General features: G+C 49.3%; 21 protein-coding genes. 7 read left to right on the top strand and 14 right to left on the bottom strand.

Going from position 1 to position 21,465, the window contains the following annotated elements:
* The first annotated feature begins 10 nt into the window (after positions 1-10).
* Positions 11-1,186: an MFS transporter gene (locus V8Q34_RS01370; RefSeq protein ID WP_052099259.1), complete on the top strand. Its 1,176-nt coding sequence runs from the start codon at positions 11-13 to the stop codon at positions 1,184-1,186.
* A 27-nt stretch (positions 1,187-1,213) separates the two neighbouring features.
* On the top strand, positions 1,214-2,203 hold the full coding sequence (locus tag V8Q34_RS01365) for a uroporphyrinogen decarboxylase family protein (protein WP_227211092.1): 990 nt from the start codon (positions 1,214-1,216) through the stop codon (positions 2,201-2,203).
* A 51-nt stretch (positions 2,204-2,254) separates the two neighbouring features.
* On the opposite strand, the gene V8Q34_RS01360 is transcribed toward V8Q34_RS01365, so the two are convergent.
* A complete protein-coding gene (locus tag V8Q34_RS01360; protein ID WP_335834643.1) occupies positions 2,255-3,355 on the bottom strand; it encodes a DUF362 domain-containing protein in 1,101 nt (366 codons plus the stop codon).
* 180 nt (positions 3,356-3,535) lie between these two features.
* On the opposite strand from V8Q34_RS01360, the gene V8Q34_RS01355 reads away from it, so the two are divergent.
* Complete coding sequence (locus V8Q34_RS01355; RefSeq protein ID WP_335834642.1) at positions 3,536-4,324, top strand: arylamine N-acetyltransferase family protein; 789 nt, start codon at positions 3,536-3,538, stop codon at positions 4,322-4,324.
* Here the strand turns inward: V8Q34_RS01355 and V8Q34_RS01350 are convergent.
* The 5 genes from V8Q34_RS01350 to V8Q34_RS01330 all read right to left on the bottom strand — a co-directional run bounded on the left by V8Q34_RS01350 (position 4,306) and on the right by V8Q34_RS01330 (position 8,426).
* Positions 4,306-4,677 carry a hypothetical protein gene (locus V8Q34_RS01350; RefSeq protein WP_052099265.1) on the bottom strand — a complete coding sequence of 124 codons (372 nt, stop codon included), beginning with the start codon at positions 4,675-4,677 and terminating at the stop codon, positions 4,306-4,308. The genes V8Q34_RS01355 and V8Q34_RS01350 overlap by 19 nt on opposite strands.
* 14 nt (positions 4,678-4,691) lie before the next feature.
* Positions 4,692-5,939, bottom strand: coding sequence for a Y-family DNA polymerase (locus V8Q34_RS01345; RefSeq protein WP_330641548.1), 1,248 nt, complete (start codon positions 5,937-5,939; stop codon positions 4,692-4,694).
* A 90-nt stretch (positions 5,940-6,029) separates the two neighbouring features.
* The gene (locus V8Q34_RS01340) at positions 6,030-6,617 is read right to left on the bottom strand and encodes an SOS response-associated peptidase (protein ID WP_033140616.1); all 588 of its coding nucleotides are present in this window, start codon (positions 6,615-6,617) and stop codon (positions 6,030-6,032) included.
* Positions 6,618-6,718: 101 nt separating this feature from the next.
* On the bottom strand, positions 6,719-6,937 hold the full coding sequence (locus V8Q34_RS01335) for a hypothetical protein (RefSeq protein ID WP_033140498.1): 219 nt from the start codon (positions 6,935-6,937) through the stop codon (positions 6,719-6,721).
* A 163-nt stretch (positions 6,938-7,100) separates the two neighbouring features.
* Entirely contained in the window at positions 7,101-8,426 is a 1,326-nt protein-coding gene (locus V8Q34_RS01330; protein WP_103731691.1) for a replication-associated recombination protein A, read from the bottom strand.
* Positions 8,427-8,594: 168 nt separating this feature from the next.
* Here V8Q34_RS01330 and V8Q34_RS01325 point away from each other — a divergent pair, with 168 nt between their 5' ends.
* Positions 8,595-9,125: a sigma-70 family RNA polymerase sigma factor gene (locus V8Q34_RS01325; protein ID WP_227211088.1), complete on the top strand. Its 531-nt coding sequence runs from the start codon at positions 8,595-8,597 to the stop codon at positions 9,123-9,125.
* Positions 9,118-10,317, top strand: a complete 1,200-nt coding sequence (locus V8Q34_RS01320) for a DUF4179 domain-containing protein (protein WP_335834638.1) — start codon at positions 9,118-9,120, stop codon at positions 10,315-10,317. Before V8Q34_RS01325 ends, V8Q34_RS01320 begins: the two co-directional genes overlap by 8 nt.
* A 199-nt stretch (positions 10,318-10,516) precedes the next feature.
* On the opposite strand, the gene V8Q34_RS01315 is transcribed toward V8Q34_RS01320, so the two are convergent.
* The 3 genes from V8Q34_RS01315 to rhaM form a co-directional block, all read right to left on the bottom strand.
* The gene (locus V8Q34_RS01315; RefSeq protein WP_244806266.1) at positions 10,517-11,350 is read right to left on the bottom strand and encodes an alpha/beta hydrolase; all 834 of its coding nucleotides are present in this window, start codon (positions 11,348-11,350) and stop codon (positions 10,517-10,519) included.
* Between the two features lie 111 nt (positions 11,351-11,461).
* Positions 11,462-11,812, bottom strand: coding sequence for a DUF2200 domain-containing protein (locus V8Q34_RS01310; protein WP_148391579.1), 351 nt, complete (start codon positions 11,810-11,812; stop codon positions 11,462-11,464).
* A 90-nt stretch (positions 11,813-11,902) separates the two neighbouring features.
* Positions 11,903-12,214 (bottom strand): L-rhamnose mutarotase, encoded by a 312-nt coding sequence (gene rhaM / locus V8Q34_RS01305; protein ID WP_033140504.1) that lies wholly within the window; start codon positions 12,212-12,214, stop codon positions 11,903-11,905.
* 239 nt (positions 12,215-12,453) lie between these two features.
* Here rhaM and V8Q34_RS01300 point away from each other — a divergent pair, with 239 nt between their 5' ends.
* A complete protein-coding gene (locus V8Q34_RS01300; protein WP_335834637.1) occupies positions 12,454-13,446 on the top strand; it encodes an aldo/keto reductase in 993 nt (330 codons plus the stop codon).
* Between the two features lie 91 nt (positions 13,447-13,537).
* Here the strand turns inward: V8Q34_RS01300 and V8Q34_RS01295 are convergent, their stop codons facing one another.
* Genes V8Q34_RS01295 through V8Q34_RS01285 form a run of 3 tightly spaced genes read right to left on the bottom strand, consistent with a single transcriptional unit; the run spans position 13,538 to position 17,680 of the window.
* On the bottom strand, positions 13,538-15,469 hold the full coding sequence (locus tag V8Q34_RS01295) for an ABC transporter ATP-binding protein (protein ID WP_335834636.1): 1,932 nt from the start codon (positions 15,467-15,469) through the stop codon (positions 13,538-13,540).
* A complete protein-coding gene (locus V8Q34_RS01290) occupies positions 15,469-17,232 on the bottom strand; it encodes an ABC transporter ATP-binding protein (RefSeq protein ID WP_033140505.1) in 1,764 nt (587 codons plus the stop codon). The genes V8Q34_RS01295 and V8Q34_RS01290 overlap by 1 nt, the downstream gene beginning before the upstream one ends.
* Before the next feature lie 13 nt (positions 17,233-17,245).
* The gene (locus tag V8Q34_RS01285; RefSeq protein ID WP_148391582.1) at positions 17,246-17,680 is read right to left on the bottom strand and encodes a MarR family winged helix-turn-helix transcriptional regulator; all 435 of its coding nucleotides are present in this window, start codon (positions 17,678-17,680) and stop codon (positions 17,246-17,248) included.
* A 231-nt stretch (positions 17,681-17,911) separates the two neighbouring features.
* On the opposite strand from V8Q34_RS01285, the gene V8Q34_RS01280 reads away from it, so the two are divergent.
* Positions 17,912-18,802: a LysR family transcriptional regulator gene (locus V8Q34_RS01280; protein ID WP_033140619.1), complete on the top strand. Its 891-nt coding sequence runs from the start codon at positions 17,912-17,914 to the stop codon at positions 18,800-18,802.
* Here V8Q34_RS01280 and V8Q34_RS01275 read toward each other — a convergent pair.
* Together V8Q34_RS01275 and V8Q34_RS01270 are read right to left on the bottom strand one after the other, a co-directional pair.
* On the bottom strand, positions 18,799-20,349 hold the full coding sequence (locus tag V8Q34_RS01275) for a hydantoinase/oxoprolinase family protein (protein WP_335834634.1): 1,551 nt from the start codon (positions 20,347-20,349) through the stop codon (positions 18,799-18,801). The genes V8Q34_RS01280 and V8Q34_RS01275 overlap by 4 nt on opposite strands.
* Positions 20,342-21,442, bottom strand: a complete 1,101-nt coding sequence (locus V8Q34_RS01270; RefSeq protein ID WP_033140508.1) for a DUF917 domain-containing protein — start codon at positions 21,440-21,442, stop codon at positions 20,342-20,344. The genes V8Q34_RS01275 and V8Q34_RS01270 overlap by 8 nt, the downstream gene beginning before the upstream one ends.
* Between the last annotated feature and the right edge of the window lie 23 nt (positions 21,443-21,465).

The raw sequence follows: 21,465 nt of genomic DNA, 5'->3' as shown, positions 1-21,465 counted from the left end.
AGGCTTTCGTATGAGCACTACGAAAAATAAGGTTGGTCTGAAAGAGACCATAGCCATACTATCTCTATATTTTGTATCCATGGGATTTACTGTTGTGACGCCTGCTATGGCGAAACTGGCAGCAGCTTTTCCTGACAACAACTTTTCCCTGATATCCACCCTTCCCACCCTCTTCGTGGTATTTGCCACCCTATGGGCAGGTACTGTGGCAGGGAAAAAGGTAAAATACCGCACCCTGGCCCTGACCGGCTGTATTATTTTCACTGTATCCGGCACACTTCCCGCCATCGTGGGCGGTTCCTTTGCCTTTATCCTGGTGACACGCGCACTGGTAGGTATCGGCCTGGGCCTCATGGCTCCTCTTGGAAACGCACTGATCATCGGTCTGTATGAAGGCCAGAAACAGGCAGCTTACCTGGGATACGGCACACTGCTTATGAACGGCGGCGGTATTATTCTCCAGATGCTTGGCGGCGCTCTGGCTGATATCGGCTGGAAGACCACCTTCTTCGGACATCTTCTGGGCGTCATCTCCATCGTATGTCTGATCTTCCTGCCGGAACCGGAAAAAGCTCCTGTACAGCAGGAAACCGGCGGCAAACCGGCAGCAAAAGACAAAATATCACCTTTTGTATACGCCATTGCCATTTTGTTTCTGCTGTTTAATGTATTGAACTACCCTGTTATGCTGAACATGTCCCTGATGTTTGAAATGAAGGGTGCCGGCGGTGCGACCATGGCTGCAACAGCTCTGTCCCTTTACACAGTTGCCGGATGTGTGGCAGGTTTCCTGTTCGGTACGATCTTCAAGATAATGAAACGTTTCTGTCTTCCCATTGCCTTCTTCCTCTGGGCAATCGGCGCTTACTGCATTTACATAGGCAAAACCATGGTGGTCATGTCAGCAGGTACTATTTTGATCGGATTCGCATTCTCCGTGATCATGCCTGCAGCCTTCACACTGGTTGGTATGCGTACCCCGCCTTCCACAGTGGCGATCGGAACTTCCATTGTCATGGCACTTATGAACCTGGGCGGCTTCCTCAGCAGCTTCTGGCTGTCTCTGCTGAAAGCGATCTGCGGTGAAAATATTTACTCTCCGCTGCTGGTGGAAACTGTGATCATTGCGGTACTGGGCGTTGTATTTTTGATCTACAACCCTTTCCCAAAACAGGCTGAGCAGTAAAAGCACCCCTTTACAGGAGGAAACTATATGCTGACGAAAAGAGAAAATTTCCTGGAAACCATCCGGGGCGGCAGACCTGACCGTTTTGTCAACCAATATGAAGCTTTCCGGATACTTTACAATCCCGTTATGATGCACAGCCCAATGCCCGGCCCCGGGGATCTATATGTGGTGAATGACTGGGGAATCGTAAATTCATGGCCGGCCGGAACACCGGGACCTTTCCCGGTACACAAGCCGGAAACCATTGTCATCAAGGATATTACCCACTGGAGAGATTATGTCCATGCCCCCGCCACCAAATATTCGGAGGCGGAGTGGGAGCCGTTTATCAAACAGGCGGAAGAGGTGGACCGGAAAGAATATTTTGCTACCCCCTTCGTGGCGCCGGGGCTTTTTGAACAGTGCCACCACCTGGGTGAGATTCAGAACACCCTCATCAACTTCTATGAGGAGCCTGAATACATGCACGAGCTGATCGACTATCTGACGGAATACGAGCTGTCCCTTGCGGAGGAAATCTGTACGCATTTAAAACCGGATGCCCTGTTCCACCACGACGACTGGGGAAGCCAGACTTCCACCTTCATCTCACCGGAAATGTTTGAGGAATTCTACCTTCCGTCCTATAAGAAGATTTACGGGCTGTACAAATCCATGGGTGTGGAAGTGATCATACATCACTCTGATTCCTATGCGGCAACCCTGGTTCCCTACATGGTTGAGATGGGTATTGATGTATGGCAGGGAGTCATGTGCTCCAACAATATCCCGGATCTGATCGCAAAATACGGCGGGAAACTTTCTTTTATGGGCGGCATAGACAGTGCAAAAGTGGATTATGAAGGCTGGACAAGAGAAGTGATCGCAAAAGAAGTACGGCGTGCCTGCGAGGAAAACGGCAGATTGTATTTCATCCCCAATACTTCTCAGGGACTTCCCATGAGTACCTTCCCCGGTGTCTATGAGACAGTGACCGAGGAAATAGATAAATACAGCAAAGTGGTTTTTGGTTAATACCCTTTAAAAGGGCGCCCTGCAGTTCCCGCTGCAAAGGCGCCCTTCCTTTTATTCCTGTTTTTCAATATAATCTTTTAAAAATTCATAGATCTGATTCTCCGTTGGCGGACATCCCTTCAGGGAGTGCCGGAAGCATCTGGTACAATTACCGATTCCAAGCTTCCCGGATTTTTTCTGAAATCCCTGTCCGATGCAGATCTTTGTCTTCAGCTCTTTGAAAAGCCCTTCCTCCTTCAGTTGGTCCAGAGCAGGGATCAGATATCCATAACAGGCACTGCAGGATTCCACCTCCTCCACAGCGTCCTGAAGCTCCACGATTTTTCTCTTGACAGGCACATGAACGGAATGCTCCTGTTCATTGCAGGCGCGAAGCACGGCTTTTGAAAAATCAGCGCTTCCCACTCCCAGCTTCTCCGCTATTTTTATATATGGCACCTCCTCTGTTTCATAATTCAGAAGATGGCATACATAGGTGTCACAGAGCACCGGGTCGGCTGCCGCTAAAATCCTGTCCATCACCACCGGATTGCCCCCGTCCTCAAAGTCCAGGTCCCCGCAGATGTTGTCCACCACAATGAAATCCTGGCGCAATACTGTGTTCAGATGAGCAATCGGCTTGTGTAGCCCCATGGCGTGAAAATGTCTCTTCTCTTTATTGGGTATCAGCCCCTTCATGTTTTTCAGGGCACAGGTGACCTTTGTCTGACAGTGTCCCTTCAGCACAGGCACATTGATCAGAAAATCAAGGGCCAGGGCACTGTCACAGATCTGCATCTGCATTCCCGCACAGTCGCAGGATGTGGTGCTGTCCTTCTGGGTATCCACAAGCTCCACCCCGTATTGCTTTGCCAGACTGTCATATCCGCACACCTGAAAAGCCTCCGCAGTCCGGTCTCCCACCCAGGAGCCCTCCAGGATCACCAGGTTTTCATAGTTTCTCTCCTGCAGATATTCCAGGATCCCGGCAATGATCTCCGGGTGTGTGGTAGCCCCGTAGGAAGCCTCTGTGGGGGATACCAGATTGGGCTTAATACCGATGCGGCATCTTCTGTCAGGTATCCGTGTGTCCAGTTCTGCCTCTCTTAAAAGGCGCTTTGTCATCTCTTTGTAGTCTTTTCCGTGTATCATCAGAATTTCGTTTTTTTCCATTTCTCTGCCGGCTCCTTTATCGCCTCTTTTCTCTGGAAAACAGGCATTTTTTTCATTTTACTGTCACCAAAATAGTATCATAATTCCCCTGTATATGCTATACTTGTTTTATGGATTTTCCGCTGTCAAAAGCCTGCGGCAGCGGTACGTAAATACAAAAAAAGAAAAGGATTTATTACTATGTACGAAGAATTGTATGAACCCATTCCCCAGACAAAACCCTATCTGAAACGTCTGGGACTTACCGCTGTGCCGGCGGCTGACAAGGAGAATCTGGACCGGCTCATCTACGCCCACCAGCTCCATGTCCCCTTCGAGGATCTGGATGTGTGTGAATTCAAGAGAACCGCATCCCTGTCCATCTCCTCTCTGTATGAAAAGATCGTGTTGAAAAAACGGGGCGGATACTGTTATGAACTGAATGCACTTTTTGCCTCCCTGCTCACTGCCTGTGGGTATGAAGTCACACCCTGTATGGCCAGGATCATCCGGGACTGCGATGACGAGTTCATCCCCCCGATTTCCCATCGGATCAACCTTGTGCGGATAGACGGACAGCAGCATTTCTGTGACGTGGGATACGGCGGTCCCATGCCCGCTGCCTCCATGCCCCTTGTGGACGGCTTAGAGGAATGCATCAAGGGCCAGACCTTCCGTCTTGACCAGACAGATGCTTTCTGGTGGAAGCTTTCCTACTGCTCCAAAGATACGTTTTCCACTGTCATGAGCTTTTCCCCTGTTCCCTGTGAACCGGTGGATTTTGTGGCTTTAAACGCCTTTGCCTCCACCCACGAACATTCTGTCTTTCCGCGTCTGCGCATGGTGAATCTGCGGACGCGGGGAGGAAGTGTGTCCCTGATGGGAGACATTTTCACCTGTTCGGAAAACGGTGAAAAGACCGTCCGGCAGATAACGGAGGAGGAATTCCTCCCTGTGCTGGAACAGTATTTTCATCTGCATATCTCCTGATCTTCGGTACAAATCACCCCGTCTGCCGGCTGAGCAGACGGGGCATTCTTTATCATTGCCCAGCGGTGTTCCTCCAGAAAAAAGATGAGTTTTATCTCTGTCTCATATCCCTCTTCTTCTATTTTACAGACATATTCCAGTGTGGGAATGCCATTGTAGTGTTTTTCCTCCCTGCAAAGGACCCGGATGCTGCGGACCGTGTGGATCTGTCCTTCCTCATCCTGGTATTTTAAAAGCTGCAGGCTGGTATCCCCTTTGCTGGTAAACCAGCAGCCCACGGCAATGCTCTTTTGTTCTCCCCGGATACTGCCTGCATCCGCTTTCTCCATATGGATATCTGTGCCGAATGCCATAATTCTCTCTCCTCTCAGTGTTCACAGCGGTAACGTTTCTCCCTGGACATCCCGCCGCTCATATGGTCAATGGGGGATTCCAGGAACACAGCCCGCTTTACCGCATCCATACCATACCGCCTCCGTATGGTGTCCACGGCCCGGTCCAGCCGCTCCAGTTTCCCGTAATCCCTTGTGTCAAAAAGTTCCATCTGCCGCATGGCATTTTCATCCTGTATCCTGCCTGTGTGTATGCCCAGATGCCGGATGGGAAGCCCGTCCCAGAGTTCCAGAAAGAGACTGCAGGCATGGCGGTGCAGCTCCTCTGTAATGTTCGTGGGAGCCGGAAGCCGGCACTGATGAGAGGCAGTCTGAAAAAGATAATCCTTGATACTCACAGACAGCACTTCTGCCTTCTTTCCGTCCTTTCTAAGCCTGGCTCCCACCGTTTCCGCCAGAGCCAGAAGCACCAGGGATGCCTGAGACGCAGATGTCACATCCACCGGAATGGTGGTGGAATTTCCATATCCCTTGTTGGGCGGCGGCACAGCCTCCACCAGGGAAAAGTCTCTTCCGTTGGCAAAATTCCAGATAAGCTCCCCCTGCTTCTTCATGTGCCGTTTCAGTATCTCCACATCAGTCCGCGCCAGATCCCCTATGGTATAGATACCCAGATTACAGAGCTTTTTTGCCGAAGCCCTCCCCACAAAAAACAGCTCACTTACAGGAAGGGGCCACAGCTTCAGCGGAATCTCCTGCGCAAAAAGGGTGTGCGTCCTGTCAGGCTTCCTGAAATCAGAAGCCATCTTTGCCAGCAGCTTGTTCTCAGAGATACCGATATTGACGGTAAATCCCAGCTCTTCCCGGATTCTTTCACGGATACGGTCAGCCGCCTGTTCCGGGGATCCGAAAAGTTTTTGCGTGCCGCTCATATCCACGTATGCCTCGTCAATAGAATACTGCTCCACATCCGGGGAATATTCCCTCAAAAGAGTCAGCAGGGCATGGGAACTCCTGTCATAGAGGCTGTAATCGGGAGGTACAATGGTAAGGGGGCCGTACTTCTGCCTGGCCTCCCAGATCGAGTCACCGGTACGGATTCCGTATGCTTTTGCCGGCATGGATTTCGCCAGAATGATTCCATGCCTCTGGTTTACATCCCCTCCCACCGCGGAAGGAATATCCCGCAGATCCAGAACTTCTCCCCTGTATTTCCTTCTGTATACCGCCTCCCAGGACAGATAGGCGCTGTTGACATCCACATGAAATATGACCTTCTCCATTTTCATCACCTCATTACATTCTATTCATGTAAAAATTATATCAGAACATATGTTCTGTTTTAAATAGGTGATTCATGGAAAAAGGACCCGCTACTGCAGGTCCAGTGTCTGTTGCTCATATTCTGTACTATTATAAAGCATGACCGGTGTCTGCCCAAGCAGGTCTTCCGCCTTCTGTCTGCTGAAGATCCAGTCCTTAACCTGCCGTTCCTCCAGGATCAGGGGCATCCTGTCATGAATCCGGCGCATGGAGTCATTGGCCTGCGTGGTCAGGATCACAAACCGTTCTTCCTCTCCATACCGGTTATAAATGCCGGCAAAAAATAAAATTCTGCCGTCAGGTCTTGTAAATGTGTACTTTTCTTTCTTTTTATCCCACTCATAGAAATTTTTGGCCGGAATCACGCATCTCCGAAGAAGAAGGCTGTCACGAAATGTTCTCTTTTCCAGTGCTGTCTCCTGCCTTGCGTTAAAGATCACCCGGCTTTTTTCAAATCCGGGAAATCCCCACATAAGCTCCTCCCCGCACAGCTCTCCCTCTCTTCCCGTGACCACAGGTGCACTCTGGGAGGGAAATACATCCCGGCTCTTTTCTTCCAGCAGTTTTTTATCAATCTGGCGTACCAATTTTTCCATTTCCCTGATGGTATCATCATCAATATAATATCTGCCGCACATAAGCCCTCCTTTTTTCTTTCCTATCTGTAAGGATGCGCATCTGTATTTCTCTTTATTCTCCGTGTGAAAAGGAGATGCGAAAAATCGCATCTCCCCTGTTCTCACGCCTCTGTAAAGGTATACCTCTCTTTTACGCCGTTGGTCACAACTTCGTACACAACGGAACCGTCCTCACGCTCTGTCTTCTCACAGGTGGAAACTTTGCTGGTCAAACCCTTCATGTAAGTGTCCAGATCATCAGTATCCACTTCTTTGATCTGGGAATCCGGATGTCCGTCACACAGATTATAAATCTCATGAATCAGTTCATAATGTTTCATACACAATTACCTCCTTGTATTCATGGTTTCTATACATAACTGCTCTTATACACGGTCAGCGCAGTCAATGCGCAGATCTGACGGGACAGTTACTTTATACTTCTATTATAAACGAATTTCCTGATTTTTACAAAGCTTCTTTTTGATTTTTCAGTTTTTTCTTCTATTCTTCGGAATGTTCTCTCTTCCACTGCAGAACAGACTCCAAACGCGCTTTGACGATTTTTTCCTCCCCCTGTTCTGTGGGGTGGTAATAGCGTCTGTCCTTTAGAGAATCCGGCATACACTGCATGGTGCTCAGTTTCTCCTGTGTATCATGGGCATAGACATATCCCTGTCCGTAGTCCAGCTCCTTCATAAGCTTTGTGGGCGCGTTGCGCAGCTGGAGGGGAACCGGTTCTGCTCTTTTATTCTTCACATCCTCCTTGCAGTGCTCGCAGGCAGCATACAGGGCATTGGATTTCGGCGCCATGGCAAGATATGTAACTGCATGTGTCAGATGCACATCGCACTCCGGCATTCCCAGAAAATGACAGGCCTGGTATGCTGCCACTGCCACCTGCAGGGCATTGCTGTCCGCCATCCCCACATCCTCACTGGCAAAGCGTATCAGCCTCCTGGCAATATAGAGAGGATTTTCCCCGCCCTCCAGCATCCGGCACATCCAATAGATAGCCGCGTCCGGGTCACTGTTCCGCATGGATTTATGCAGGGCGGATATCAGGTTATAATGCTCCTCCCCGGTCTTGTCATACAGCAGGGATTTCCTGCTGATGCACTGCTCCATCCCTTCCCGGGTCACGGTAATGCCCTCTGCCGTGATTTCTCCGTTTAAGACCGCCATCTCCAAGGTGTTGAGGGCAGTTCTGGCATCTCCGTTTGCAAAAACAGCTATGGCCGTAAGCTGTTCCTCTGTGATACGGACATTCTGCCCGCCAAACCCTGCCGGGTTTACCAGGGCATGTTCCAAAAGCTTCACCAGATCCTTTTCCTCCAGTGCCTTCAGCACAAATACCTTACACCGTGACAAAAGAGCCGCGTTGATCTCAAAGGAAGGATTCTCCGTGGTGGCCCCGATGAGCGTAATGCTGCCCTTCTCCACATACGGGAGAAAAGCATCCTGCTGGGCTTTGTTAAAGCGGTGGATCTCGTCCACAAAAAGAACCGTGCGGATTCCCATTCTCCGGCTGGTCTCCGCATGGCTCATCACATCTTTGATCTCTTTGATGCCGCTGGTCACCGCGCTGAAATTAATAAAATCAGCTTTTGTCCTTCCCGCAATGATACTGGCCAGCGTGGTTTTCCCCACTCCGGGCGGCCCCCAGAAGATCATGGAAGAGATCTGGTCCCGCTCTATGAGCTGACGCAGCATCTTCCCCCTTCCGAGCAGATGCTCCTGCCCTACAAAATCCTCCAGACGCTCCGGCCTCAGGCGGCTTGCAAGGGGAGCCGTCTGCCCTCTGTCGTCAAATAATGTCATCTGTTCCATATCACCTGTACCTCCGTAAACGAACCGTCTTAACTCATCATTACTATCTTACCAAACATTCGTTCGTACAGCAATATTTCTTTTTTTATTGTAACCATTTATGTTATATTAAAGTCTAATCAGTATAATCATCATGCATGAATGAAAACTGACGTGGGAGGAAAATGTGTGGACAAAGAAAAAATGGCGAAAAAAGCCATGCGCGGAGATACAAAAGCCTATGGAGAGCTGATTCATCTATATCAGGAATATTTATACAGTGTCGCCTTTCTGCATGTAAAAAATGAACAGACTGCGCTGGACATGGTTTCCGAATGTATCATAAAAGGCTACGAAAACATAGGCCGTCTGCGGGAACCGAAATACTTCCGAACCTGGATGACAAGAATCCTGTTGAATGCCATAAACGACTATTACAGGAAAAACCCAGTATGCGCCGTATATGAAGACGCCTATCTGGCAATAACAGAAAGCCCGAATGCGGGAATATCGCCGGAGGAAAAAATAGATTTATACCAGGCAGTGGACGCTCTTCCGCCGCGTTACAAAACGATCATTATCCTGCAGTATTTTGAGAACCTGAAAATAAGTGAGATTGCCTTTGCCCTGGACATCCCGGAAGGCTCCGTAAAAGCTTATTCCCACAGGGCTAAGGAAAAGCTCAGACAATATCTGAAGGAGGACTACCTGTATGTGTGAAGATAACAGAATAAAAATTCCGGAAGAACTGGGCCAGGTTGTTGAGGACAGCCTGCGAAAAGTCAAGAAAATTCACAGGCGAAAGGTGTTCTGTAAAGTCTGTCTCACCGCCGGTGCCTGTGCCGCTGCCATTACGCTTCTGCTTGTATGGGGGTTCAAAAATCCTGTAATGGCCAGTAAGCTGCCTGCCATCGGACATTTGTTCTCCCAAATCGAAAAGGACGTCAGCTACAAAGGAAATTTCAGCTCCAAGGCCAATATTCTGCTGCCGGAGGATAAAGGCAGCCGGACAGACTCCCCTTATATACAGGAATCCAATGGAATCACCATCTCCGTCACTGAGACATACTGCAATAATCTGGCCGTCTACCTGGCTGTGGAGATTTATAATGAAGAAGCATTTCCCGATGACTTTATGGCTACAAAATATGATGAAAACTATATTGACGGATATGATGTACTTCGTATGGACAGCATTGACACCTTCAGTTTCGACAGTCCCAAAAGTTCTTATGAACCGTTTCAGATACAGGGGAATTATAAGGATGCGCATACCTTTATAGGAATCATACGTGCAGAGACCGGAGCTGCCAATTTCCGCCGGGAACAGGATACTGAGGTGCCGGAAACCTTCCAGTATGAACTGAATATCAGCAGTTTATCCGGCTATATTTACAGTGGCTGGGTCGAGGATACCTACATCGATCCCGTGACAGGGGAGGAAGGGATCTGCAGACACTTAGACGGACAGGAATCCAAAGTTTACAAGGGTAACTGGAACTTCAAATTTGATCTTAAAATCGACCCGGCACAGATACAGACAGTCACTTTAAATGACGTGAATGACAAAGGAGTCGGCATTAAGGAGGTTGTTAAAACGCCCTTCGAGATAACTGCCACTTACGTTCATCCGGAAGGTACGAAAGCATACGACTATGCTCTTGTCATCTGTGACGCCAACGGCGATTTCCTGGATTTCCAGGGAGAAAATACAAGAAATACATACCAGACTTATGAGCGGAATACGGATACGGTCTCAATCTTTCTCTTTGAAAACGAACAATTCTGGTCAGGGCTGGTGCAGTATTATTGGGCTGAGGACTACGAAACAAAACGGAAAACGAAAACTTTTGCGGAATATTTAGAGGAACATGCCCTTTACAGCACGCATGTGGATTTCACAGATAAGTAGGAACGGCTGTCCGCAGACGAAAACAGAAGCATGTCAGGATTCCTGTATCATCAGGTATTTCCCGGCATGCTTCTTCTTAATAGAAAAATCTTCTTATCCCTGCAGCAAATCTCTTGCTTCCGACTCATCATGGGCAACATCCCTGAGACCATAATGTTCCGGTGTTGCTCTTGCAGGAACCACCATACTGTCCTGCCAGCTATATACCGACATTCCCGCTGTTTCTTCCCAACCCTGTATTCTCTGTGGGAAGCCATTCCATGGCACGTTTGATATAAGTATCCCAGAAATCCCATTCATGAGCTCCTGCACCGCTTTCATATACTGCATTCACCCCGTTTTCTTTCAGAAAATGATACATATCCAGATTAACGTCTCTCAAGCCGTCCTGTTCTCCGCATGCTATGTACACTTCAGGAAACTCTGCATTCTCTTCTTTTATTCGCCTGACAAGATATTTGGGGTTATTCTCACTTTCAGCCACTTGATCAAGATTTCCCCAGATGCTCTCCGCGTAATCCCTTCTTTCAAGCACATTTACGGTATCGTTTGTCCTGTGGGGCAGCTCCTCTATCAGGAACGCTCCGGAAAGAGACACAATATATCCGAATGTCTCATGATACTTCAGCCCGTTTAGCAAAGCTCCGGCTCCGCCCATTGACAGCCCGCCGATAAAGGTATCTTCCCTTTTTCGTGAAAGAGGAAACATTTTCCGGGTCATCTCCACTAACTCTTTTCCCACAAACTTCCCGTAATTGTTCATGGCTTCCGGGTGATCCACATAAAAAGAGTTATCTCCTGAAGGCATGACAACCGCCAGATCGTGCTCTTCCGCATACCGCATGATCTTAGTCCCTGTCACCCAATCCATATAGTTTCCGAAGATTCCGTGGAGCAGGTAAAGCGTTTTGTATGGTTTCTCCTCTCTGGCCGGCATTCCCGGCATCTGCTGCTTGTCTGCCGGCAGGATCACATTCACCGGAACTGTACGCATTAAATTTTGTGATAATAAATTCATTTGGATAAAAGCCATGATCTGTTTTCTCCTTTTGTTAAATTTGATGTGCGGGTACTGGAACTCCTTAAATTATATCTAATTGTACCTCAAAAGTTCCCGTATGGCATTTGGAATCAGCAGAACCCCTCATGTTCTTAATATTTTATCCATTGCCTTTCCTCTTGCAAGTTCATCGATCAGTTTATCAAGGTATCTGATTTCCTGCATAAGGGGTTCCTCAATCTCCTCCACTCTGATACCGCATACGGTTCCTTTGATCAATTTTCTGTTTGGATTCATATTCGGCGCATTTTCAAAAAAGGCGGCATAAGTTATGGGATTCTCAGTCATCGCATCGATTTCGTCATGACTGTATCCTGTGAGCCAGCAGATGATTTCATCCACTTCTTCTTTCTGCCGTCCTTTTTTCAGTGCTTTATTGACCAGAAGCGGATAAATCTTTGAAAAACTCATCTGATATACTTTATCGTTATTCATTGGCGTGTCCTCCGCATTTATGATTCCCTGATTTTAGGATTTTCTGCTTCTTCCGGAGCGTGTTTAAAAAATCGCTTTCGGCAGGCTGTATCAGTCCAGATGGAACAGAGGTTTTAAGTCCACGGAAACCGGGCTGTTGTCAGGATTTGTCTCCATAATATCCGCCATAAAATCCCACCATTTCCGATTGATCACAGTGTCTGCCCCTTTTGCCCATAGTTCTTCATTATCAATTTCTATGTACCCAAATAAGGTAAGGGTCTCACGGTCCAGAAAAATAGAGTAATTCTTACCTCCATGGGTGTGGATCATCTCTCTCATTTCAGGCCAGAGTTCATTATGGCGTCTCTCATATTCCTCCTCAAAGCCGGGATATAGTTTCATTTTAAATGCTTTATACATGTTTTTTCCTCCCAATCATCACTGAAACTTTTTATCAGTTGTAAACAGGATTTCCGTAAAACAGCCCTGCAGCTGACTATCTCCATTATACTTTTCTTTCACCGGAAAAGCCATACCCATTGACAGGACTTCAGGAAATTTTTATAATAACGTTACTGTTTACACTGTGCCCGGCAATACGCTCCCCGATGCACAGATATAACAATACGCTGCTTCACACAGCGGGAAAGAAGGAAAATATGAAGACACTCTCTATTGGAAAATCAGATATATGCTCTCCATACATCGCCATGGGAACCTGGGCCATCGGCGGCGGTACCTGGTGGGGTGAAAACGATGATGCCCTCTCCATCCGTACCATTTCGGAGGCCATGGAGCATGGGATTCTCTGGTTTGATACAGCTCCGGTCTACGGCATCGGCCACAGCGAGGAGGTTGTGGGAAAAGCCCTGAAGGGAAAACGTGACAAAGTTCTGCTCTCTACCAAATGCGGACTGGAATGGGATTATGAAACACCCTGTTTCCACAAAGTCATGGAAGGCCGTAAGGTATACCGGGACCTGTCCCCCAAAGGCATCCGCAAAAATCTGGAGGACAGCCTGCGCCGCCTGCAGACAGATTATATTGATATCTACTACACCCACTGGCAGTCTCCGGACTTCGCCCTCTATCCTCTGGAAGAGACCGTAGGCGTACTGATGGATTTGAAAAAAGAAGGGAAAATCCGTGCCATCGGAGCTTCCAATGTAAACGCGGATATCATCCGCCAATACTGCCGTTTTGGGCAGCTTGATGTGATTCAGGAAAAATACAGCATTGTAGATACCCGCATTGCCTCGGAACTGGTCCCTGTATGTGAAGAAAACCAGGTGTCCATCCAGGCCTACTCTCCTCTGGAACAGGGACTGCTGACCGGTAAGGTGACTATGGATACAGTGCTCTCTTCCACAGATGTGAGAAATAAAAACCGTTTCTGGAAACCTGAAAACAGAAAGCTCATTCTTGATATGATGGAGAAATGGACGCCCCTTACGGAAAAATACGGCTGTTCCCCGGCAAACCTGGTCATTCGTTATACCGCTTCTACCATAAAAAACCTGAACATCCTGTGCGGCGCCCGGAAACCGGAACAGATTCTTGATAATGCCAAAGCCCTGGAACTGCAGTTACAGGAGGATGATATTCGCCAGATGACAACAATGCTCGATGAAGTCCGCAGTCATCTTATCTGACTTTCTTACAAAAGGGGATGTGCACCGCACATCCCCTATCCGGCTGTCAGCAAAGACCGTTACGTCAAATGCTGCCCCTTCTATCTATCCTTTATGCCGTCTCCTCCGCAAAATTCCCTGTGTACAACTGATAATACTTCCCTTTCTCCTCCATGAGCTGGTCATGGGTTCCTCTCTCGATGATTCTTCCCTGTTCCAGGACCATAATACAGTCAGAATTCCGCACCGTTGACAGCCTGTGGGCGATGACAAAGGTAGTTCTGCCTTTCATCAGCCGGTCCATACCCTGCTGCACCAGTGTCTCCGTCCTGGTATCAATGGAGGAAGTTGCTTCATCCAGTATAAGCACAGGCGGGTCAGCCACAGCGGCCCGCGCGATCGCCAAAAGCTGCCTCTGGCCCTGGCTTAAATTGGAGCCGTCCCCGGTGAGCATGGTGTCATATCCATCCGGCAGACGGCGGATGAAACCATCTGCGTTTGCCAGTTTTGCCGCTGCCCTGCACTCCTCATCCGAAGCCTTCAGGCGGCCATAGCGGATATTTTCCATTACGGTTCCTGTGAACAGGTGGGTATCCTGAAGCACCATGCCGAGAGAACGCCGCAGGTCGGATTTTCTGATCTTATTGATGTTGATATTGTCATATCTTATCTTTCCATCCTGTATATCATAGAAACGGTTGATCAGGTTGGTGATCGTCGTCTTACCTGCACCGGTGCTTCCCACAAATGCAATCTTCTGTCCCGGTGTGGCAAAAAGTTTGATATTGTGCAGCACGATCTTATCGTCATTATATCCGAAATCCACATCATTGAAGGTGACATCCCCCTCAAGCCTCTGATAGGTCACGGTCCCCTCCGCCTTGTGCGGATGCCTCCATGCCCATATACCGGTCCGCTTTTCGCTCTCTGTAAGGCTGCCGTCCGGCTGTTCTTCTGCGTTGACCAGCTCCACATAACCGTTATCCACCTCCGGCTCTGCGTCTAAAAGCCTGAAGACACGGTCCGCGCCTGCCATGGCCATAACGATGCTGTTCATCTGCTGGCTGATCTGTGTGACAGGCTGTGTAAAGTTCTTATTCAGTGACAGGAAGGATACCAGGGTTCCAAGCGTCAGCCCGGTAAATCCCTTCAGGGCCAGGACCGCGCCCAGTACGGCACAGAGCACATAGCTGATGTTGCCCAGGTTGCTGTTCACCGGCATCATGATATTGGCAAATGTGTTGGCCTTATCTGCACTGTCACGAAGCTCCTCGTTCAGCTTTCTGAAGTCCTTTACACTCTTCTCCTCATGGCAGAACACTTTTACTACCTTCTGGCCCTCCATCATTTCCTCAATATAACCATTTACCCGGCCCAGGTTCCTCTGCTGCTCACCGAAATATTTGCCGGATTTGCCGCTTAACTTTTTCGTGGTGACCATCATGATCCCGACCATCACCAGTGTCAAGAGGGTCATGGGGATATCCAACACGATCATGCTGGTAAATGTGATCACGATCGTCACCGCTGAGTTGACCACCTGGGGAATACTCTGGCTGATCAGCTGGCGGAGGGTATCCACGTCATTGGTATAGACAGACATAATATCCCCGTGGGCATGGGTATCAAAAAACTTGATGGGCAGAGACTCCATATGTGTAAACAGATCCACACGCAGGTGTCTCAAAGTACCCTGGCTGATGTATACCATGATCCGGTTGTAGGCAAATGCACACAGCACCCCCACCGCGTAGATCCCGATCAGCGTAAGAAGCGCCTTTTTCAGCGGCCCGAAATCAGGATTCGATGCTTTGGTCATGGGAATGATATATTCATCGATCAATTTCTGCATAAACAGGGTTCCGCTCAGGGTAGCCAGCGCTGTAGCTACAATACAGACCACTACCACAGCGAAAAGCCATTTATAATTTTTCATCATATATCCCAGCGTCCGCTTCAGGATCTTTCCCGCATTGTCCACCTTGGGTCTGGGACCGCGGACGTTCATGCCCGGGCCTTTTACTGTCTTTACATTTTCTGCCATTATGCTGCACCTCCTGTCTTCTTTCCGGCCTGGTCAAAGTCTCCGCCGCCTTTGATCTGTGTCTCATAAATCTCCTTATAAATATTGTTATTGGCCAGCAGATTCTCGTGTGTATCGAATCCGTTTACCCTTCCGTCATCCAGGACCAGGATTCTGTCCGCGTCCTGCACACTGGAAATCCTCTGGGCAATGATCAGCTTGGTGGTTCCCGGAATCGCCTTGGCAAAAGCATCTCTGATCTTCGCGTCTGTGGCAGTGTCCACGGCGCTGGTGGAATCATCCAGGATCAGTACCTTTGGTTTTTTCAGCAGCGCCCTGGCAATACAGAGCCTCTGTTTCTGGCCGCCGGACACGTTGGTCCCTCCCTGTTCGATGTAGGTCTCGTATTTGTCAGGGAACTGCTCAATAAATTCATCTGCACAGGCCTGGCGGCATGCTTCCACGCATTCCTCCTCAGTGGCCTGTTCATTTCCCCATCTCAGGTTATCCAGTATGGTGCCTGAGAAGAGGACATTCTTCTGAAGCACCACAGCCACCTGATTTCTCAGCTCCTCCATGTCATAGCTCCTCACATCCTTGCCGCCTACGGATACAGTCCCTCCCGTCACGTCGTAGAGACGGCTTATGAGATTCACAAGACTTGATTTTCCGCATCCGGTTCCGCCGATGATTCCCACGGTCTCCCCTGCTTTGATATGCAGGTCAATGTCTGTCAGTGTCTCTTTGCCGCTGCCGTGTTTGTAGGAAAAATTCACATGGTCAAAATCAATTCTTCCGTCCGGTATCACAGGATCAGGATTCTCCGGATTGACCAGATCCGCCTGATCATTCAGGACTTCGGCGATACGTCTGCCGCTTGCCGCACTCATAGTCACCATGACGAATATCATGGAGAGCATCATAAGGGACATGAGGATTCCCATAATATAACTGAACATGGAAGTCAGCTCACCAGTTGTCAGATCCCCCACAACAATGAATTTTGCTCCGAACCAGGAAAGCGCAATGATACAGAAATAGATGACAAACATCATTACCGGACCGTTCAGAGAAAGGAATTTCTCAGCTTTTACAAAGAGACGGTACAGATTGTCTGCAGCTTTTGTAAATTTTTCATTCTCATATTCTTCCCGCACATAGGCTTTCACCACACGGATCGCGGAGACATTTTCCTGTACACTGGCATTTAATGCATCGTATTTTTTAAATACCACATCAAATATCTTTGTCGTTCTGCTCATGACAAAGATAAGGACTGCAGCCAGAATCACAATAGCCACCACAAAGATCAGGCTCAGCCTTACATTAATGAAAAAACACATGAACATACTGCAGATCAGGGTAAAGGGAGCGCGCACCGCGATTCTCAGGATCATCTGGTACGCGTTCTGCACATTAGTCACGTCTGTTGTCATACGGGTGACCAGACCTGCTGTACTGTATTTGTCAATATTGGAAAAAGAAAAGGTCTGTATATTGTCATACATGGCTTCTCTCAGATTACAGGCCAGACCTGAGGAAGCGCTTGCCGCATAGCGGCCTGCCAGAACTCCGAAGAGCAGACTGAGCATGGCAAACACCAGCATGAGTGCACCGTACTGATACACCTTGGCAATGCTGCCGGCCTCAATCCCCTTATCAATGATTGCCGCTGTGATAAATGGTATCAGAACCTCCATCACCACTTCCAGGGCGGCATAAAGCGGTGTCAGCAGGGAAGCCTTCTTATACTGCTTCACCTGCGCAAGTAATGTCTTGATCATGTTGTAAGCCTCCTTATTGCTTTAAATTACTCAGCATTCGTCCCAGCAGTTCCGTCAAAAGCTGTTTTTCTCCCTCTGTAAAACCCCGGTACATACATTCCTCCAGGTCACGAAACCCCTGATCGATCTCGCCTTTCAGTTCATCTGCCCTCTCTGTAAGACGGATATGTTTCAGTCTCTCATCCGCAGGGTCCGGCACAAAACCTATGTATCCGGCATTTTTCAGCTTTTTCAGGAGAGATGACACGCTGGCTTTTGACAGCCCCAGGGAGATATGAAGATCCCTGGCGCAGATATCCTGGTCCGCATGGTCTGTCAGGTAGCACAGCACATTGCACTGAGCCGCCGACATCCCGTGCCTGACCATCATGGAATTACCTATGGACTCCATCGTCAGATTCAGCTTTTTCAGCAGACGCATCACATTTTCGTCCTTTACCTTCTGCATATTTTGTCTCCTTATCTGAAACAAGTTCGCTTGCTGACTGTTTCCTTACAAACTAGTTTTACACCATTTTTCCTTGTATGTGAATTAGAAAAATGTTATCATTAATAAAGTATATTAATTAATATATCTGGATTCTTTTTATTATAAGAAGCACAGCCCGCCGGACCGGTACACGCAGACACATCTGTCCGGTCTGTAACACGGGAAATGTCTGCAGAGAAAGGAATTTTTATGAATACCGTACAATTAGAATGCTATATGGCAGTGGCGGAGAATCTGAACTTTGCCAGAGCCGCCGAACAGCTTCATATAACACAGCCCGCCGTAACCCATCAGATCAATTCTTTGGAAACCGAACTGGATGTCAAACTGTTCAAGCGGACCACCAGGACAGTGGAGCTCACGTCCCCGGGATGGGTTTTTCTCGGATACGCCAGGGATATACTGGCAAAGACAGCCCAGGCCAAAAACAGACTTGCCGGACATTTTGAAGATCAGATACAGCCTTTTATCATAGGATGCCACAGCTCTTTTGAACTGACTATGCTCCCGGAGGCGCTGCGGCGGCTGACCAAGGCATATCCCCAGGTGCATCCTGACATTAAGATGGTCCCCTCTCAGGCCCTGCGAAACCTGCTGCAGGAGGAAACCCTGGATGTGATGCTGGGCTTCGGGGAGGATAAAGAAAAGAAAAAAACAGGCACTTATGTGGAACTGATCAAAGCGCCTGTAGTGTGCGTGACAGCAGATGACCACGCCCTGGCCAAAAAAGATACGGTCTCCATGGATGAACTGCACGAAGGCCGCCTGGTTCTCTGCGATCCTCACAAATCCTCCCCCGTGATCACGGAAATGCAGGGAAGCCTCATCAGCACACGGCCTCCCTCCCAGATGTTTTTCTGTGAAAATATAGAGTGTGCTCTGGCTTTTGTAAAGGCCGGCCTGGGCTTTACCATTCTGCCGGACATGCCTCTCATGAGAAGCGGGGAACTCTGTTATATTCCCGTAAAAAATGCAGCACCGGCCTCCTTTGGACTTTATTACAAAACCCTCCAGAATAATCCGGTGCTGCGCAGTTTTATACGCATTATGAAAGAATGCTCACAGGTACAGAAGCTCTAACCCAGATCTCCTGCCGCCTTTATTTTCACCCGGTTGGTATTTCCCGGATAGTAGGCAAGAGGGACATCCTCCACATCAATGATCTCCACAGTCTCCTCCACAGCGCCCGCGTCCACAGCCATAGCTATGGCCTCTTTCCTGGCCTGTGCAAGCGCCTCCTCTCTGGGAACCACATCAAAGTCCAGAAGCTTTTCATAGGTTCCGCTCACTTTAGAGATGGCAGAGCCGATGGCATTGGCTGTCTGGGCATGTTCCGGGTTTACACTGCGGCTGGTTCCCTCCAGCTCCTTTGGAAGAATGATGGAGCCGCCGCCAACCATGATGACCTCCACATCCTGACTGGATACCTTCATGGCATCAATGCCTTCCTCCACCATTTCTTTGATGACATCCATAGCTTTTTTCGCAAAATCCGGGTCAATATGGGATACCTTCTCCCTGTCTCCGATCTCGGCCATTCCAAGCCGCACGGCAATATCCGTGGCTGTCATCACATCACCGCCGAACACAAGGGCCTTTTCCGTAATGCGGTACCCCACACTGTCAGGCCCTACCGTCACCGTGCCGTCCTCTTTCTCATGTACGACAGAACCGCCGCCAAGGCCGATGGAAAATACATCCGGCATACGGAAGTTGGTCCGCACGCCTCCGATAGTCACGGCAACACTGGATTCCCGCGGAAATCCGTTCTGGATAACGCCTAAATCCGTGGTCGTACCGCCCACATCGATCACCACCGCATTCTGGATCCGGCTCAAATAACTGGCACCACGGATGGAGTTGGTGGGTCCGCAGGCCACTGTGAGGATCGGATACTTTTTGGCGTAATCCATGGTCATCAGGGTACCGTCGTTCTGGGACAAATAGAGTGCTGCGCCAGTCACGCCCTCCTCCTTCAGGCTTCTGGCAAACCCATCGGTAAACCGCTCCGCCACCCTGCAGAGCGCCGCGTTTAAGATCGTGGCATTTTCCCTCTCAATAAGGCCCATGGAACCAATCTCGCTGGATATGGAAATGCGGACATCAGGCCCCATGATCTCCCTGCAGATCTGCGCCGCCCGCAGTTCATGGTCATTGCGCACAGTGGAAAACACGCAGGAAATGGCTACAGACTCCACTTTTCCCTTTATCTTTCGGAAAAATTCTGCTGCTGCCTCCTCATCAAAAGGAGCCAGTTCCTTTCCGTCATACTCAAATCCGCCGCCTATGACTGCCACGGACTTAGCAATGGCCCTGATATCCTCTGCCCAGTCCACCATAGGGGGAATCCCCAGTGTGGCCGGCGCTCCGATGCGCAGAATGCCGATAGGCGCCAGATGCTTTCTCTCCACAATGGCATTGGTACACTGGGTAGTTCCCAGCATAGCCATGGATATCTCTTCTTTATTCACACCGGAGACCTGTAAGATCTCACGCACGGCACACACAATGCCGTCGTAGATATCCTCCGAAGTGGGATGCTTGATCTCTGCCTTTACCTGTAAATCCTCGTTGATCAGAACCGCATCCGTATTGGTTCCGCCCACATCTATTCCCAGCTTATACATCTGTGCGTCCTCCTTTGCAGCGTTCTTCCAGTGGAATATAATCCGTATCGCAGCCGAAATACCGCGGTCCCACCAGCTCCAGTCCGGCCTGGCTTCTCCACATTTCAAAGCATTTCAGCCCCACCAGCATGACTCTCTTGCCGTATTTCAGCGCATCTGTGGTGACCGGGGCAAAAGTTTCCGTGTCCACAAGGCAAATAAGGTCCGGCACGGTAGCCAGGATTTCCCCGTCCACCACTGCTGTCAGGTTCTCATTCTGGAATTCCACATAGGCCTGTCTGCCTCTATATTCCCCAATCCCTTCCAGGCACACCTTTCCGAAGTTGAATGCCCCCCTGGTCTCCCGGAGCACATCGCCGATCTTTCCTTTAAAAAGTTTGAAGCCCTCTGAAAACCGCAGGAAATTTTCCTCCGGAGTCCCCTGCTCCATATCTTTTACGCAGCGGATCGCCTCCCCCAGCCTCTGGCTTCTGGTGACGATATGCTTTACAGCATATTTTTTAAGCTCCGCGCCGCTCATACAGTACAGGGCCACAGAAACAGAACCGCCGCAGCTCATGGTCACTGACCGGGCCAGTTCTTCTGTCCATTTGTTGGTGATCGTATTGAAAATTGCGGAATTTCCTTTCTCATCTGTGAGAGCCATAGGGCTGGCGCTCATGCCGCCCATGGTAAATGTCACCATCTGCAGTTCCGGAAAAGCCCGTCCCATACCGTCCGCGTCCACCATGGGAAGCCCCATTCTGGCGGAGGCCGCGATGGGAAGCATACTGTTCACCCCACCTGCCTCAATGGGCATAAAAGCATAGACTTCTTTTCCGAAAAACTTGGAAACCATATCATAGAGCACCCGGTACTCTTTGCCGCCGATCCCCTTTTCTCCCAAAATGGTGGGGGCTCCCATCATGGCAATGGGCACTACCAGTGCGTCATCCGGCACCTCCCCGGGGTCTAACAGTGTGACCGGTCCGCATTCCCTCACCGCTCCCATAGCCACCAGCTTTCCTATGTAGGGGTCTCCGCCGCCGCCCGCGCCTAAAAGGGCAGCACCCATGGCGATATCCTCAATCTCTTCTAATCCTATTTTTCTCAAAATCCCATCTCCAATCCAGCGGC

Source organism: Blautia sp. JLR.GB0024 (assembly GCF_037000545.1).
GTDB lineage: Bacteria > Bacillota > Clostridia > Lachnospirales > Lachnospiraceae > Blautia > Blautia celeris.
The sequence above is the reverse complement of the archived record's forward strand: the minus strand, read 5'-3'. Positions and strand labels throughout refer to the sequence as shown.